The organism is Microbacterium sp. bgisy207, from assembly GCF_057706855.1.
In genome coordinates this window covers 46,043-60,515 of the sequence record NZ_JBYIPB010000005.1, presented here as the reverse complement: position 1 = coordinate 60,515, position 14,473 = coordinate 46,043, and the positions used below count along the sequence as shown (strand labels likewise).

Annotated in this window: 14 protein-coding genes; 7 read left to right on the top strand and 7 right to left on the bottom strand. The window is 69.1% G+C overall.

Features of this window, described 5'->3' with window-relative positions:
• Both AC3ENO_RS05955 and AC3ENO_RS05950 read left to right on the top strand, forming a co-directional pair.
• Positions 1-912, top strand: coding sequence for an ABC transporter permease (locus AC3ENO_RS05955; RefSeq protein ID WP_434969695.1), 912 nt, complete (start codon positions 1-3; stop codon positions 910-912).
• Positions 909-1,712 (top strand): ABC transporter permease, encoded by an 804-nt coding sequence (locus AC3ENO_RS05950; protein WP_434969694.1) that lies wholly within the window; start codon positions 909-911, stop codon positions 1,710-1,712. The genes AC3ENO_RS05955 and AC3ENO_RS05950 overlap by 4 nt, the downstream gene beginning before the upstream one ends.
• A gap of 53 nt (positions 1,713-1,765) precedes the next feature.
• Here the strand turns inward: AC3ENO_RS05950 and AC3ENO_RS05945 are convergent, their stop codons facing one another.
• Complete coding sequence (locus tag AC3ENO_RS05945) at positions 1,766-2,224, bottom strand: SRPBCC family protein (protein ID WP_434969693.1); 459 nt, start codon at positions 2,222-2,224, stop codon at positions 1,766-1,768.
• A 166-nt stretch (positions 2,225-2,390) separates the two neighbouring features.
• Here AC3ENO_RS05945 and AC3ENO_RS05940 point away from each other — a divergent pair, with 166 nt between their 5' ends.
• The gene (locus tag AC3ENO_RS05940) at positions 2,391-3,362 is read left to right on the top strand and encodes a DNA topoisomerase IB (protein WP_434969692.1); all 972 of its coding nucleotides are present in this window, start codon (positions 2,391-2,393) and stop codon (positions 3,360-3,362) included.
• Positions 3,363-3,377: 15 nt separating this feature from the next.
• Here AC3ENO_RS05940 and AC3ENO_RS05935 read toward each other — a convergent pair whose 3' ends face one another.
• From AC3ENO_RS05935 to AC3ENO_RS05925, 3 genes are all read right to left on the bottom strand, one after another.
• Positions 3,378-4,235, bottom strand: a complete 858-nt coding sequence (locus AC3ENO_RS05935) for an N-acyl homoserine lactonase family protein (RefSeq protein WP_434969691.1) — start codon at positions 4,233-4,235, stop codon at positions 3,378-3,380.
• Positions 4,236-4,291: 56 nt separating this feature from the next.
• Positions 4,292-5,104, bottom strand: coding sequence for a tryptophan-rich sensory protein (locus AC3ENO_RS05930; RefSeq protein ID WP_434969690.1), 813 nt, complete (start codon positions 5,102-5,104; stop codon positions 4,292-4,294).
• A gap of 137 nt (positions 5,105-5,241) precedes the next feature.
• Positions 5,242-6,591, bottom strand: coding sequence for an HNH endonuclease signature motif containing protein (locus AC3ENO_RS05925; protein WP_434969689.1), 1,350 nt, complete (start codon positions 6,589-6,591; stop codon positions 5,242-5,244).
• Positions 6,592-6,738: 147 nt separating this feature from the next.
• Between AC3ENO_RS05925 and AC3ENO_RS05920 the strand changes: the two genes are divergently transcribed.
• Entirely contained in the window at positions 6,739-7,812 is a 1,074-nt protein-coding gene (locus AC3ENO_RS05920; RefSeq protein ID WP_434969688.1) for a DNA glycosylase AlkZ-like family protein, read from the top strand.
• 21 nt (positions 7,813-7,833) lie between these two features.
• Here the strand turns inward: AC3ENO_RS05920 and AC3ENO_RS05915 are convergent, their stop codons facing one another.
• Positions 7,834-10,272 (bottom strand): glycogen/starch/alpha-glucan phosphorylase, encoded by a 2,439-nt coding sequence (locus AC3ENO_RS05915; protein WP_434969895.1) that lies wholly within the window; start codon positions 10,270-10,272, stop codon positions 7,834-7,836.
• Positions 10,273-10,497: 225 nt separating this feature from the next.
• Here AC3ENO_RS05915 and AC3ENO_RS05910 point away from each other — a divergent pair, with 225 nt between their 5' ends.
• From AC3ENO_RS05910 to AC3ENO_RS05900, 3 genes are all read left to right on the top strand, one after another.
• On the top strand, positions 10,498-11,229 hold the full coding sequence (locus AC3ENO_RS05910; protein WP_434969687.1) for a glutamine amidotransferase: 732 nt from the start codon (positions 10,498-10,500) through the stop codon (positions 11,227-11,229).
• 125 nt (positions 11,230-11,354) lie between these two features.
• Positions 11,355-11,912 (top strand): RBBP9/YdeN family alpha/beta hydrolase, encoded by a 558-nt coding sequence (locus tag AC3ENO_RS05905; protein ID WP_434969686.1) that lies wholly within the window; start codon positions 11,355-11,357, stop codon positions 11,910-11,912.
• Positions 11,909-13,327 carry a CoA transferase gene (locus AC3ENO_RS05900; protein WP_434969685.1) on the top strand — a complete coding sequence of 473 codons (1,419 nt, stop codon included), beginning with the start codon at positions 11,909-11,911 and terminating at the stop codon, positions 13,325-13,327. Before AC3ENO_RS05905 ends, AC3ENO_RS05900 begins: the two co-directional genes overlap by 4 nt.
• A 21-nt stretch (positions 13,328-13,348) precedes the next feature.
• Here AC3ENO_RS05900 and AC3ENO_RS05895 read toward each other — a convergent pair whose 3' ends face one another.
• Positions 13,349-14,017, bottom strand: coding sequence for a GntR family transcriptional regulator (locus tag AC3ENO_RS05895; protein WP_434969684.1), 669 nt, complete (start codon positions 14,015-14,017; stop codon positions 13,349-13,351).
• Positions 13,998-14,432, bottom strand: coding sequence for an EamA family transporter (locus AC3ENO_RS05890; protein ID WP_434969894.1), 435 nt, complete (start codon positions 14,430-14,432; stop codon positions 13,998-14,000). The genes AC3ENO_RS05895 and AC3ENO_RS05890 overlap by 20 nt, the downstream gene beginning before the upstream one ends.
• Positions 14,433-14,473: the final 41 nt, after the last annotated feature.

The following is a 14,473-nucleotide window of genomic DNA, read 5'->3' as shown; positions in this document are numbered from 1 at the left end:
ATGGCGATGTCGGCGCTGGCTGTCGCCGATACTAAGAAGGCGTCGCCGCAGCGGCGCGCCGGATGGGTGGCCTTCGCGCTTCTGCTGCCGGGACTGGCCTACCTCACGCTGTTCTTCGTCGTCCCGTTCGTGTCGTTGCTGATGACCTCGTTCGGCGTCAACGACACCTCCCAGTACGGCGCGTTCTACTACGCCTTCAACTGGCAGAACTACGTCGACGTCATCGCGGAGTACTGGCCGCAGTTCCTGCGCTCCTTCTGGTACGCGCTGCTGGCCACCCTGTTCGCGCTGCTCATCAGTTACCCGATCGCATACTTCATCGGGGTTGTGCTGCGCGACCGGCCGCTCATCCGCAACCTGCTGCTGGTGCTCGTCATCGCGCCGTTCTTCATCTCGTTCCTCCTGCGGACTCTCGCGTGGAAGGCGCTCTTCGCCGACGAGGGGCCCGTGGTCGGGTTCCTGCAAGCGATCGGGATCTTCGGCCCGCAGGATCACATCACGGGAACCGGCTTCGCGGTCGTGTTCGGTCTCACCTACAACTTCATCCCGTTCATGACGCTTCCGTTGTTCGCCTCCCTGGACCGGCTCGACACTCGGCTTCTCGAAGCGAGCTCCGACCTCTACGCGACGCCCGGGCAGACGTTCTGGCGGGTGACCTTCCCTCTGTCACTTCCCGGGGTCGTGTCGGGCACGCTCCTCACGTTCATTCCCGCATCCGGTGACTACGTCAACGCCAGCCAGGCCTTCCTCGGAAGCCCGTCGACGACGATGATCGGAAACGTCATCCAGTCGAAGTTCCTCATCACGGTGAACTATCCGCAGGCGGCGGCCCTCAGCATCCTGCTCATGGCCGTCATCCTCATCATCGTCGGCAGCTACGTGCGGCGCACGGGAACGGATGACCTCCTGTGAAGACACAATGGACGGTCAGGTCCCGCATCCTCGGCCTCTATGTCATCGCCGCGTTCGTGGTGCTGCTCATCCCGATCGCCTACACGTTCCTGTTCTCGTTCAACGAGACGACCCGCACCAACATCACGTGGAACGGGTTCACGATCGAGAACTGGCTCACGGTGTGCGAACAGCCCGAGGTCTGTGTCGCCTTCGGCAACAGCATCCTCGTCGGTGTCGTGGCGACGATCATCGCCACGACCCTCGGCACGATGATCGCGCTCGCTCTGGTGCGCTACCGCTTCCGCGCACGGGGGCCGATCAGCCTGCTGCTGTTCCTGCCGATGGCCACACCCGAGGTCGTCATCGGCGCGGGTCTTGCCGCGCAGTTCTTGACGATGGGTGTCGCGAAGGGGATCGTGACGATCATCCTCGCGCACACGATGTTCTGCCTGAGCTTCGTCGTGGTCACGGTGCGCGCCCGCGCACTCTCGCTGGATCCGTCGATGGAAGAGGCAGGCCGCGACCTGTACGGCTCACCGCGGCAGGTGTTCTGGCGGGTGACGTTCCCGTTGCTGTTGCCCGGGATCATCGCGGCGGCTCTGCTGTCGTTCAGCCTGAGCTTCGACGACTTCATCATCACGTATTTCACGTCGGGCTCGGTGCAGACCTTCCCGGTCTACATCTACGTCGCCGCCCAGCGGGGCATTCCCCCGCAGGCCAACGTGATCGCCTCGGCGGTGTTCCTCCTCGCGATCATCGGCACGCTCGCGTACGGGATCGTCAACGCCCGTCGCGCGGCGGTTCGTCGCGGGCGCTGAGCCCGTGCTCGTTCCCGCGGGCGGTCTGCACGCCCGCGGGAACGAGGGGGTCGTCATCCGTTGTGGATCTCGCCGCGCCAGCCGCCCGTCTCGCGACCGCGCTCTTCGATGAACGACTTGAAGCGCTCGAGGTCCATGCGGGCCGCGGCTTCGTCGAGGTTTAGTCCCGCGCCCGCCTTCTCGACGAAGGTCTCGGGCTCCCACTCCATCCGCAGCTCCACCCGGGTCCGGTCGTCGGTCACCGGCGTGAAGGCCACACGCCCGGTGTGCACCCGCTCCCCCGTGCTGGCCCACTCGACGTGGTCATCGGGCACCTGGTCCACGATCTCGGCGTCGAACTCGCGCTCGACGCCGCCGATGCTCACGGTCCAGTGCGTGAGGTCGTCGGTGGTCTGGGTGATGGAGTTCACCGACCCCATGAACTGCGGGAAGTCCTCGAACTGGGTCCACTGGTCGTAGACGGCGCGGATCGGGGCGTCCACTTCGATGTCAGCGGTCATCGTGCTTGTCATGACGGTCTCCTTCGTGGTCACCGTGCGCCGGTCGCCGGGTCGGCGATCGGTCGGGGCCGACGATACGGATGCCGCACGGCGCCGCTGAGGGGGTTGACAGCATCCGTCGCCCCACTCGGGCACACCTGTGCGCCCTGTGCCCTTGGCGGCCGCGTAGCGTGAGGACATGCCCCGCTTGCGTCGCAGTCGCACCTTCGAGCCCGGACTTCGCCGCGTGCGCCGCGGACGAGGATTCGCGTACCTCGATGAATCGGGCGCCGCGATCTCGGACGAACAGACGCGCGAGCGGATCTCGGCGCTTGCGGTCCCGCCCGCGTGGAACGACGTCTGGATCTCGCCCCATCCGCACGGGCACATCCAGGCCACGGGAGTCGACGATGCCGGGCGACGCCAATACCTGTATCACGAGGCGTGGCGAAAACGTCAGGACCGCGTCAAATTCGAACGGATGCTGGACCTCGCCCAGACGCTCCCCGCGGCGCGGCGCGGCGTCACGCTCGATCTGCGAACGGAGGGTCTGGGCAAGTCCCGCGTGCTTGCTACTGCGTTCCGCATGCTCGACACCGGGAGTCTGCGGGTCGGGTCGGAGCGCTACGCGGACGTGCACGGCAGCTTCGGACTGTGCACACTCCTGTGCGCGCACGCGAGCGTGCACGATGGTGAGCGGGTCGAGCTGCGCTTTCCCGGCAAGAGTGGGCAGCCGTGGGAGTCCGAGCTGACCGACCCCGACCTGGCCGCGGTCGTCCGGGCGCTCAAGCGCCGCGGCGGCCGGGCGCGGCTCCTGGCCTGGCGGGACGGTGACGGCGAGGTGCATCCCCTGCATCCGGACGACATCAACGCCGACATCCGACGACGAACGGGCGGCGACTTCACGGCAAAGGACTTCCGTACTCTGCACGGTACGGCCGCTGCCGCCCTGAGCCTTGCGAAGGCGGGTCCGGTGACGAGCGCATCGCGGCGGGCGCGCATCATCGCAGCAGCGATGCGGGATGCCGCTTTCGTTCTCGGCAACACCCCTGCCATCGCCCGCAGCAGCTATGTGGATCCGCGGGTCGTGGATGCCTACGAACATGGGACGACGATCGACCCGTCGCGTCCGGCATCCGTCGAATCGGAGCTACGAGCGATGCTGCGCTGAGCCGCGGGCGCGTCGTCAGGCGGCGGATTCCGCCGCGCGGGGGTCGTGTCCGGCGATCACGCGAAGCCCCGGAAGCCTGTCTCGCAGCGCCACGACGCGCCGCAGCGTCTCGCGCTGCCGCTTTCTGTCACCGACATCCGGAACGACCCCGCGGTCGATGAGGCTCGGGTCGTAGGTCGCGTCCCCGACAAGTAGCAGCGGGTCGCGGCCCCCTCCCCGGCGCACGAGCAGACTCATCGAACCGGTCGTGTGACCCGGGGTCGGCAGGAGCGTGAGAGCACCGTCTCCGAAGATGTCGTACGCGCCGTCGAAATCCGTCAGCGCAGGGTCGTCCGAGGGGGCGAAGCTGACGGGCCGCCACCGGACGCCCGCAGCGAGAAGGTGCTCAGCGAGGACGCCGTGCATATGGGGCGAGCGGCCGGTGAGAAGCGCGTGCTCGGCCTCGCTGACGAGCACCGGGATGCCGGCAGCCGCGAGCTCACCGACGTTACCGGCGTGGTCGTAGTGCAGGTGGGAGACGGCAGCGAGGGCAAGCCGCTCGAGGGGAACGCCGGCGAGTTCGAGCTGTTCACCGAGCCCCTGGCCCGGGGTCAGCGTGGAGTCCACCTGTCGTGCATAGACCGCGCCGACGAATCCGCGCGGGAAGTACGTGCGCGGTGCGTCGGCGGACTCGGGCGCCTGACCGGTGTCCCAGAGCACCCACCCCTGGTCGTGCTCGATGAGGACGACGTTGACGGGCAGCGGCTCTGTCCACCGCCGTGAGGTGAACGTCCACCACAACATGGGCGTTCCGCTGCCTGCGATGTTGTGCGGCCGCAGCCGCACCTCGCCGATACTCAGAACCGTTACGCGCCCGACGCCGCCAGAAGTCATGTCGTTCAGTGTGCCAGGTCGCGGTTACCCGAACGCGGCGACCAGGTTTCGGCAGGTCAGTCGGCGAGGGTGCGCTCTCGCAGGAGTCGGGCAACGGCCGGGATGATCAGGACGACGGCGGCGACGACGATCGCCGCGATGCCGATAGGGACGTCCACGAGGTCACCGGTCAGGCGCGCGACGGCCAGCCACGCCAGTCCCCACGCGATCGAGAGCACGGGCGCGATCCGCCACCCTCCGGCTGCCGACACGCCGAGCGCGACAACGGCGACGACGACCAGCACGATCACGCCGAGCACGGATGCCGCACCCTCCCAGTCGGCGGGGACCGTCGCCGTCAACGCGGCGGCGACGTTGGCGACGGTGGCGAGAGCGACCCAGCCGAGGTGCAGCCCCGTGACTCCGTCGATGAGGATGCCGTCAACTGCGCCATCGGAGGGCAGGTGGGTGCGGACCGCGCGAAGGTAGGTGACGACGAGGGCTGCGAGCAGCAGAACGATGCACGCCACGGTCGCCCACACCGAGAGGAACTGCACGGTGACGAGCCAGAGACCGTTGAGCACCATCGTGAGGGCGATGAGCCAGCCGAGGCTGCGCTGTCGCGTGCGCGTCCGCTGCGACGGGAGCGCCTGCCAGACGACGTAGATCGCGAGTCCCAGGTAGATCGGCGTCCAGATCGCGAATGCTTCGGTCGCGGGAGTGAGGTAGGACGCGTCCGGCGAGAACGACCCGCCCTGCGCCTCCTGGATCGGCGTCCCACCGAAGGCGCCGAGACCGACAGCATCGCCGATGATCATGAAGACGAAGGCCGCGATCACGAGGATCTGACGGATCACATCGCTGCCACGGGCTGATTCGGTCGCGCTCATCCGTCCACGCTAGTCGCCTGGCGACCGAATGGGCAGGGAACCCGTGAGGAACCCATGAGAAACACGGACCGGCCACACCCAGGGGGCCAGCAGTAAGCCAGACGGCCGTGGGGTGGGTTCAGGCGGCGCCGTCGCGGCTAGGCGGCAGTGGGGTGGAAGGTGGGGAGGCGCCGTTCGGGGGCGACGACATACCGGCGCCCGTGCGGGGATACCCATTCCAGGGACCCGTCACCGAGGTGGGTGATCTGCCACCCGCCGTGATGCTTCACCGTATGGTGGCCCTGACAGAGCGGGGCCGTGTTCGCCACGGATGTCTCACCACCGTGTTCCCACGCGACCGTATGGTCGATCTGACACCGCGACGCCGGCATCCCGCACCCCGGTCCCATGCACCGGTCAGCCCGCCACTTCACGAGCTTCGCAAGCTCCGGTGGCGGCCGATACCTCGTCCGCCCCACGCTGATGACGGCGCCGGTGTCGGGGTGTGTGAGCACCCGCATCCACCCTGATGCGTCACCGGCCAGCTCCCGGGCGCGCTCGATCGGGATCGGACCAACCCCCTCCACCTCCGCCGGGTCTGTCACACCGTCCGCCCCGAGGAGGGCCAGTGCAGGAACGGTCACGACAACGGTGGCGCGGATCCCCCGCGCCTGCTCGGGGTGCTCGGCCACGGTCCCGTCGATCAACAGATCGCAGAACACGTCAGCACGGATCTCATCCAGACTCCGCTCCGAACCGTCCCCCCGCTCCCCGCCGCGGGTCGCGCCACGGTCCCGGTCACGAATCACCGTCGCGATCTGCGTGATCCGGCCGTGGATCGCGTGAGCTTCCACCGACGGGATCAATGCGTGCAACCACGACATCCCGTCCCCGACCTGCTCGATCACCACCCGACGCTCCCGCACCGCCGACCCATGCCGCTCAGCCAACGTCGGGGCCATCTCCCGGTCGATAAGGCGGCGCAACGCCCGCCGGAACGACCCCACCGGCAGCGTCTCCGCCAACCCCAACGCCCGCCCCACCAGGCCCGCCGCGACCCCCGGGTCCAGCACATCCAGATCATCGACGAGGATCTCGACGTGCCGCACCGTCACGTTCGCGCGCGAGAGAGACTCCAGCACGGTCGGATACGAGTGCACCAGGGACTCGGCGCGGGCAAGCATCATCCCCGCCGCGGTCTCCGTCACCCGCAACGCAGCCGCCAACTCCAACCGCAACGACCGCATCACCAACTCCCGCGACCCACCCCCATACCGGGTCACGTCATCAAGGGCTTCCACCCGGAGCGCGTCAACGCGCGCGAACCGCTGCGCAGCGAACACCGCCTCCAGATCAGCGACCTCCACCACCAGACCCACAGCATCCGGTCGCGGCGGAACCCACCCCACCCCGCCATCCCACTCCCGCACATCATGGTCGTCGAGGAAGGCGTCAGCATCCGGCACCCCGGGCCACTGCCCCGACTCGCCCATGCCAACTGATCCCATACCGCGACACTACGAGGGGGTTCCGACATTCGAATCCCTGCCATCCGCACCGAATCCAGCGCGCGACCGATGCGACAGTCCGCCAGGTCGCACGCCCGCAAACGCGGCTCGCCGGAGTTGGGGGTGGCTGGTACTACGGTGATCGACATGACGGCGTCCCTCTCCCCCGACCAGGCGCGCGGGATGCGCCACCGGGCCCAGCTGCTCGGAGGCTCGCCCCTCTCGCCACGGGAGGTGGTGGACCGCGCGGTCGCCCTCCAAGGCCAGGATCTTCCGGCAGTCCTGCGTGCGATCGCCCTACGCTCGGCTCCGGGAACGACGGTCGGCGAGGTGCGCGCAGCGTTCGACAGCGGTGTCCTCGTGCGGTCGTGGCCCATGCGCGGCACGCTGTTCGCGACGACCCCCGAGCACCTGGCGTCGCTCCTCGCCCTCACCGGCACGAGAACTCTGCAGTCCATGGCGCGGCGCCGGGAGCAACTCGAGCTGGACGATGCCACGGTCGCGCGCGCGCACGAGGTCGCCGTCGCGGCGCTCGAGCACGCTCCGCAACGTCGTGCCGACATCCTGGCCACGTGGGAAGATGCCGGGATCTCGACGAAGGGTGGTCGAGGCTACCACCTGCTCGTCCATCTGTGCGTCAGCGGGGTGGCGCACTGGGGAGCCTTCGCTCCCGACGGGTCCGAGCAGTTCCTCACCCTCACCGCGACACCGCGCGAGACCGACACGGATGCCGCTCTCCGGCGCATCGTCGCCGGTTATGTCGCCGCGAGGGCGCCGGTCACCCTCGACGACCTCGCGTGGTGGACCAAACTCCCCAAGACGACCCTGCGCGCCGTCGCGGCATCCGTCGATGCGATCGAGCAGGCGCACCTCGGTGAGAGATCCGTGTATCTGAGCTCGCCGGCGGACGCCGTCGCGGACGCGAGCCCGACCGGCTCCGCGGAGCGGGTGACCCTCGTTCCCGCCTTCGACGAATGGATCCTCGGCTACGCGGACCGCTCTCTCGTCGCCTCGGGAGCGATGCTCGACGCCCTCGTTCCCGGCGGGAACGGCGTGTTCCGTCCCGCGGTTCTCGTCGACGGGCTGGTCGTCGGCACGTGGCGCTTCTCCGCGCCCCGGGGAGCAAGACGCCGAGCGCCCGTGCTCGAACTCATCGAACCCGTCTCGGACGCGACGGCAGCGCTCATCGACGACGCCCTCGCCGCGTGGCCGCACGACTGACCACGCGACGGATGCTTCGCGTCAGAGCAACGGACGCGCGTGCCAGATGCGATCGAGGTAGTCGCGCATCGACCGGTCGGAGGAGAAGAAGCCGCAGCGGGCGATATTGAGGATCGCCGAGCGCGTCCAGGCATCCTGATCGGCGTACGCGAGGTCCACGCGCGCCTGCGCCTCGATGTACGAGGCGTAGTCGGCGAGCACCATGAATCGGTCGTCGTAGAGCAGATTCGACACGATCGGCTCGAAGACCGAGCGGTCGCCGCCCGAGAACTCCCCCGAGGCGATGAGGTCCATCGCCGCCCGCAGCTGCGGGTCTGCCTGGTAGAAGTCCGCCGGCTTGTATCCCTTGGCCCAGAGCGCCTCGACCTCGGGCTCGGTCATGCCGAAGAGGAAGAAGTTGTCGTCGCCGACGAGCTGGCGGATCTCGACGTTGGCGCCGTCATCCGTGCCGATCGTCAGCGCGCCGTTGAGGGCCAGCTTCATGTTCCCGGTACCGGAGGCTTCCTTGCCGGCGAGCGAGATCTGCTCCGACAGGTCGGCGGCGGGGATGATGCTCTCGGCGAGGGTCACGTTGTAGTTCGGCGGGAACACGACCTTCAGGCGCCCCTCGACGCGGGGGTCGCTGTTCACGACGGACGCGACCGAGTTGATGAGGTGGATGATGCGCTTGGCCATCGCGTATCCGGGGGCGGCCTTGGCTCCGAAGATGAAGGTCCGCGGCTGGATGTCGGCGGCGGCTACCCGACCCGAGATGATGCTCTCGTACTCGGTGACGATGTGCAGCACCTTGAGGGTCTGCCGCTTGTACTCGTGGAGCCGCTTGACCATGACATCCAGCAGGTGACTGTCATCGATCTCCACGCCGTCGCGCCGTGCCAGCACGTCGCTGAGGTGACGTTTGTTGGCCGCCTTGACCGCAGCGAAGCGCTCACGGAACTCGGGGTCCTCGGCGAGCGCCTCCAGTCCGCGCAGTCGCTCGAGGTCGACGGTCCATCCCGCGCCGAGCGCCTCGGTGATGAGCTCTGCCAGGGCGGGGTTGGCAAGACGGATGAAGCGTCGCGGCGTGACACCGTTCGTGACGTTCGTGAACTTGTCGGGGTACATCTCGGCGAACTCGTGCAGCACCTTGTCGCGCAGAAGCTGCGAGTGCAGTTCGGCGACGCCGTTGACCTTGGCCCCGGCGACGGTGGCGAGGTAGGCCATCCGCACCGAGCGATACGGGTGCTCGCCGATGATCGACATGTTGCGGATGCGCATCATGTCGTCGCCGAACCGCTCCCGAACCTCCTCGAGGAACTCGTCGTTGATGCGGTAGATGATCTCCAGGTGCCGCGGCAGGAGCCTGCCGAGCAGGTCCACCGGCCAGACCTCGAGCGCTTCGGGCAGCAAGGTGTGGCAGGTGTAGGCGAAGCACTGCTTCGTGATCGACCAGGCCTCGTCCCAGTCCATCCCCCGCTCGTCGACGAGCACGCGCATGAGCTCGGGGACGCCGATGACCGGGTGGGTGTCGTTGAGCTGGAAGATCACCCGATCGGGAAGGCCTCGCAACTCGAACCCTTCGGGCAGGACGTTGTCGAGGAAATCCTTGATCGATGCGGCCACGAAGAAGTACTGCTGCTGCAGGCGCAGCTCTTTGCCCTGGGGCGTGGAGTCCTCGGGATAGAGCACCTTGGAGATGTTCTCGGCGTACGTCTGCGCCCGCACCGACTCTTCGTAGTCGCCCGAGTTGAAGATGCGCAGGTCGAACGCGTTGGTCGCCACGGCCCGCCACAGTCGCAGCGTGTTGACGCGTCCGTTGTGGTAGCCGGGCACCATCATCACGTACGGCACGGCAAGAACGTTCCAGTCCGGGATCCACCGGGTCCGGGTCACGCCGTTGTCGTCATACGTCTCGGTCCGTCCGCCGAACGAGATCGTCTGCGCCGCCTCCGGGTGCGGGAACTCCCACGGCGAGCCCATGCGCAGCCAGGCATCCGGCTGCTCCACCTGATGCCCGTCGACGAAGGTCTGCCGGAAGATCCCGTACTCGTACCGGATGCCGTATCCGATGTTGGGGACGCTCATCGTGGCGAGCGAGTCGATGAAGCAGGCAGCCAGCCGGCCGAGACCGCCGTTTCCGAGTCCGGGCTCGACCTCGACCTCTCGCATATCGTCCATCGAGATGCCGCACTGGGCGAGCGCCTCGGTCGCGATGTCGGTCAGGCGCGCGGCGAGCAGGTTGTTGTCGAGCTGCTTGCCGAGCAGGTACTCCGCAGACAGGTAGCAGACGGTCTTCGCCTGCTGCTCGCGCTGCCGGGTCTGGTCCTCGAGCCAGCGCGCCATGAGGTAGTCGCGCACAGTCCCCGCGAGCGCGAGGTACTGGTCGTTCGTGTCGGATGCCGACAGCGAGACCCCCTGGTCGAAGTTGAGGTTCGCGAGGAACTGCTTGACGAACCCGTCCACCGACGCCGGTGGCGCCATGACGGGAGCAAGCGCGAGGGGGTGGGTGGGGCGCAGCGGCGCGGTGGACTTCTCTGTGTCGGGCACGACACGAAGATATCGAGTCCGGCGGGATGAATCATCCTCATCCACCGATCGCCATGCGAGGTTTACACACTCGTCACGAAAAGCGCCTACGCGGGGTGGGGCCCAGCCGTCAAGCCACGCAACCGATCCGCCGCGTTCGTGCGGCCATATGCTGAGCGGATGAAGCCGTTCGTCCTGCTCGCGACCCGGGCCGAGAACGGTCCAGCCGATGAGGAGTACGAGCTCTTCCTGCGCTACACCGGTCTGGCGGAGTCAGAGCTGCGGCGCGTCCGGCTCGAAGCAGGACCCATGCCGCACCTCGACCTCGATGATCTTTCGGGCATCTTCGTCGGCGGCGGACCGTTCAACGCCTCGGATCCGCCCGAGCAGAAGTCGACCGTCCAGCGGCGCGTGGAGTCAGAGTTCGACGCACTGCTCGACCAGGTGGTCGCGCGCGACTTCCCCTTCCTGGGTGCCTGTTACGGGGTGGGCACGGTCGGTGCGCACCAGGGCGCCGTGATCGACCGCACCTACGGGGAAGCGGTCGGTGTCGTCGAGGTGTCGCTGACGGATGACGGGATCGGCGATCCGCTCCTGGCAGACATGCCGCCGACGTTCGATGCCTTCGTCGGGCACAAGGAGGCCGTCCGCGCGCTTCCTTCCTCGGCGACGTTGTTGGCGTCGTCGGCGACGTGCCCCGTGCAGATGTTCCGCGTGCGAGAGAACATCTACGCGACCCAGTTCCACCCCGAGCTCGATGTCAACGGCATCACGTCACGGATCCATGCCTACGCCGACTTCGGGTACTTCGCGCCGAGCGAGGTACACATTCCGCTCGCGGCCGTCCGCCGGCGCCAGGTGCTGCATCCCAGCCGGATGCTGCGCACGTTCGTCGAACGCTACGCGCGCTGACCGGCGCTCCGCCACAGGGACGCGAGGCCACACGTCGCGCATTGGCTCTTCTCGACACGTCACGGCGCCGATTGGATGGCAGCACACCGGACTGCGCGCACGGCCGCGGGAACAGGAGGAGAGCGATGCTGGATGCCGCGGTCGTCGTGGTCCCGGGCCTGGGCGGGTCTTCGCCCGGCCACTGGCAGTCGATCTGGCAGGCGGAGCATCCGTCCTGGGTTCGTAGCGCGCCGACATCCTGGGATGAACCCGTCTTCGATGACTGGGACCGCGCCGTCGGGGCGGCAGCGGCGACGGCGGGTGAGCCGGCGTTCCTCGTGGCGCACAGCTTGGGGTGCCTGACGGCGCTGGCGTTCGCCGCGCGCTCTCCCGACCTGGTGCGGGGAGTGTTCCTGGTCGCTCCGCCCGACCCGGATGCCCCCTCATTTCCCTCCGAGGTGCTCCGTTTCGCGACCGTGACCGCCGCTCTGGGCCCCGTGCCCACGCCGACCGTCGCCGTCACGAGCACGACAGACCCCTACTGCGCCGCACACCGCGCCCCGGAGATCTGCCGGCGCTGGGGGGCACGCCGGATCGACATCGGCGATGCCGGGCACATCAACGTCCTCAGTGGGCATGGGCCGTGGCCCGAGGGTCGGGAGATGCTCCGCGCCTTTGTGCACGAGGTCACGGGACAGCGATGACGTCGACCCCTCCCGGTGCCCTCACGATCGAACTGATCACGGCAGCCACTGGCCGCGCCGAGCTCGCTTCGGCGGTGACACCCCCTTCCGGTGCGGTGACGCTGCCCTCTGCGCTTCCGGTGGCCGAGCTTGCCACGGCCGCGATCGGGGCCGCGTCGCTTGCCGCGGCGTCCCTCGCACACGCCCGCTCCGTGGGCCGTGCGCCCGAACCGGGCGAGCTCGCGCCCGTCGTGCTCGACGGGCCGCGCATCACGGCGGCCTACCGCAGCGAGCAGGTCTTCACCTGGAGCGGGGCGAAGCCGGATGCGTGGGCTCCCGCATCCGGCTTCTTCGAGACCGCCGACGGATGGGTCAGGACCCACGGCAACTACCCGCACCACGGCGCAGCACTGCGACGGATGCTGGGCCTCGGCGACGACGCCGGCCGGGACGAGATCGCCGCCGCCCTCCGGACGTCAACCGCCGCGCAGGGGGAAGACCGCGCCGCGGCGGAGGGCGCGATCGTCGGTAAGGTCCGCACCGAGAGCGAATGGCGAACGCACCCGCACGCGCTCGCGGCGCGCACGTTGCCCCTCGTGCGCCGCGACGTGTGGGAGGCCGCTGCCTCGCCGCTCGCTGCTGCACCGCTGCCGGACTCGACACCACCGCGTCCGCTCAGCGGGGTTCGCGTCGTCGACCTCACGCGGGTGATCGCCGGGCCGGTCGCCACGCGCACGCTCGCGCTGTTCGGCGCCGATGTGCTGCGGATCGACAGTCCTCGCTTGCCCGAGATCGACTGGCAGTTCCTCGACACCGGTCAGGGCAAGCGCTCGGTGCTTCTGGATCTCTCGAACCCGGCATCCCGATCCGCGCTCGATACCCTGCTTGCACACGCCGATGTGCTCGTCACGGGGTATCGCCCCGGCGCCGTGGCGCGGTTCGGGCTCGACCCGACGACGGCCCGGGCGCGATGGCCGCACCTGATCACGGCGACCGTGGACGCCTGGGGCCCCGGCCCCTGGGAGCAGCGACGCGGTTTCGACAGCATCGTGCAGGCGGTCTCGGGGATCGCGGCACTGCACGGGACGGATGCCGCGCCCGGCGCCCTCCCCGCCCAGGCCCTCGACCACACTGCCGGGTATCTGCTGGCGGCAGCGGTCATGAACGCGCTCGAGACACGGCATCTGTCGGGCGCCGCATCTCACGTCGCCGTGTCGCTCGCGCGGGTCGCGCAGTCTCTCCTGGATGCGCCGCGACCGCCGGCATCCGAGGCCCCGCCGGTCACGCCCGACGAGTCGTGGCGCGATCGCACCGTCCAGATCCCCCTCGCCGGCGGCGGGTCGGTCCGGTGTGCCGCACCGGCACCGGTGTGGAATGGCGCGCCGCTCGAGAGTGCTCCCCTTCTCCCCTACGGGGCCGCGGAGCCGGCCTGGTGACGGGCCGCCACCGCAGCCGCGTCATGACGAGGCTGCGCGAGCAGCGCGGATGAGATCGGCGGAGTTGGCCAGGTGAGCGCGCACGGCCTCTCCCCCCGAACGCTGCACCTCGTCGAGGTACGCCGTGTGTTCGTGTGCCAGCGAGCCGGCCGGATAGTCCGGCCTCACGTGCGTGAGCAACAACAGGATCTCCGACTCGAGCTGCCGGTGCGCCTGCGAGATCCGAGGGCTCGCCGCCGCCTCGACGATGACGCGGTGCACCTCGGCGTGTGCCCGTGTCGTGGCCAGCCAGTCGCCGGATGCCTCGGCGAGCGCGAGACGGGCGATCGCGTCGCGAACCGGACGAGTGACCGCGTCCGGCCACGGGGTTCCATGACGCGCCGTCACCTGCCGCACCGCCTCGGCCTCGAGCGCCCCGCGTAGCTCCTGCAGTGCGCCGACGGCATCGTCGTCGAGATGGGCCACGCGCGCACCCCGGTATGGGGCGATCGTGACCAGACGCTCGGCAGCGAGAGTCTGCAGCGCCGTCCGAACCGTGTGCCGGGACGCGTGGTGGCGCGTGGCCAGACCCTCCTCGCGGAGCGGGGCACCGAGGGCGATGTCGCCGGAGAGGATGCGCACACGCAGTGCCTCGGCGAGGGCGGCGGCCTGGGTGGGACCCGGGTCCCGATCACGGCGGCGGGGCGACATCCGTCTTCTCCTTCCGGACGGCCGGGAGCGAGAGCACGATCAGCCCCGCTGCCAGCACCGCGAGTCCGGCGGCCGAAACCGCCGTGAGCTGCTCATGCAGCACCCACACGCCCAGCAGCGTCGCGCCGAGCGGCTCGGCGAGCGTGAGGGTGGCGACCGTCGTCGGGGCGAGCCGCCGCAGACCCCATCCGAACAGGAGGTAGGCCACCGTGGTGGTGACGACACCGAGCCAGAGCGCGAGGGCAAGGCCTTCCGGAGTCACGATCCAGCCGGGGCCGGTCGCGACCAGCAGCGGCGCACTCGCCACGGCAGCCAGGCCGAACAGGACTCCCATCGCCGCCTGGAAACTCCATCCGCGGTCGAGCAGGAGCTTGCTCGCGAGCGCGTAGAGCGCGTAGGAGGCACCCGCGCCCAGTGACGCGAGGATGCCGACAGGCCGACTCCCGTCGCGGCGCC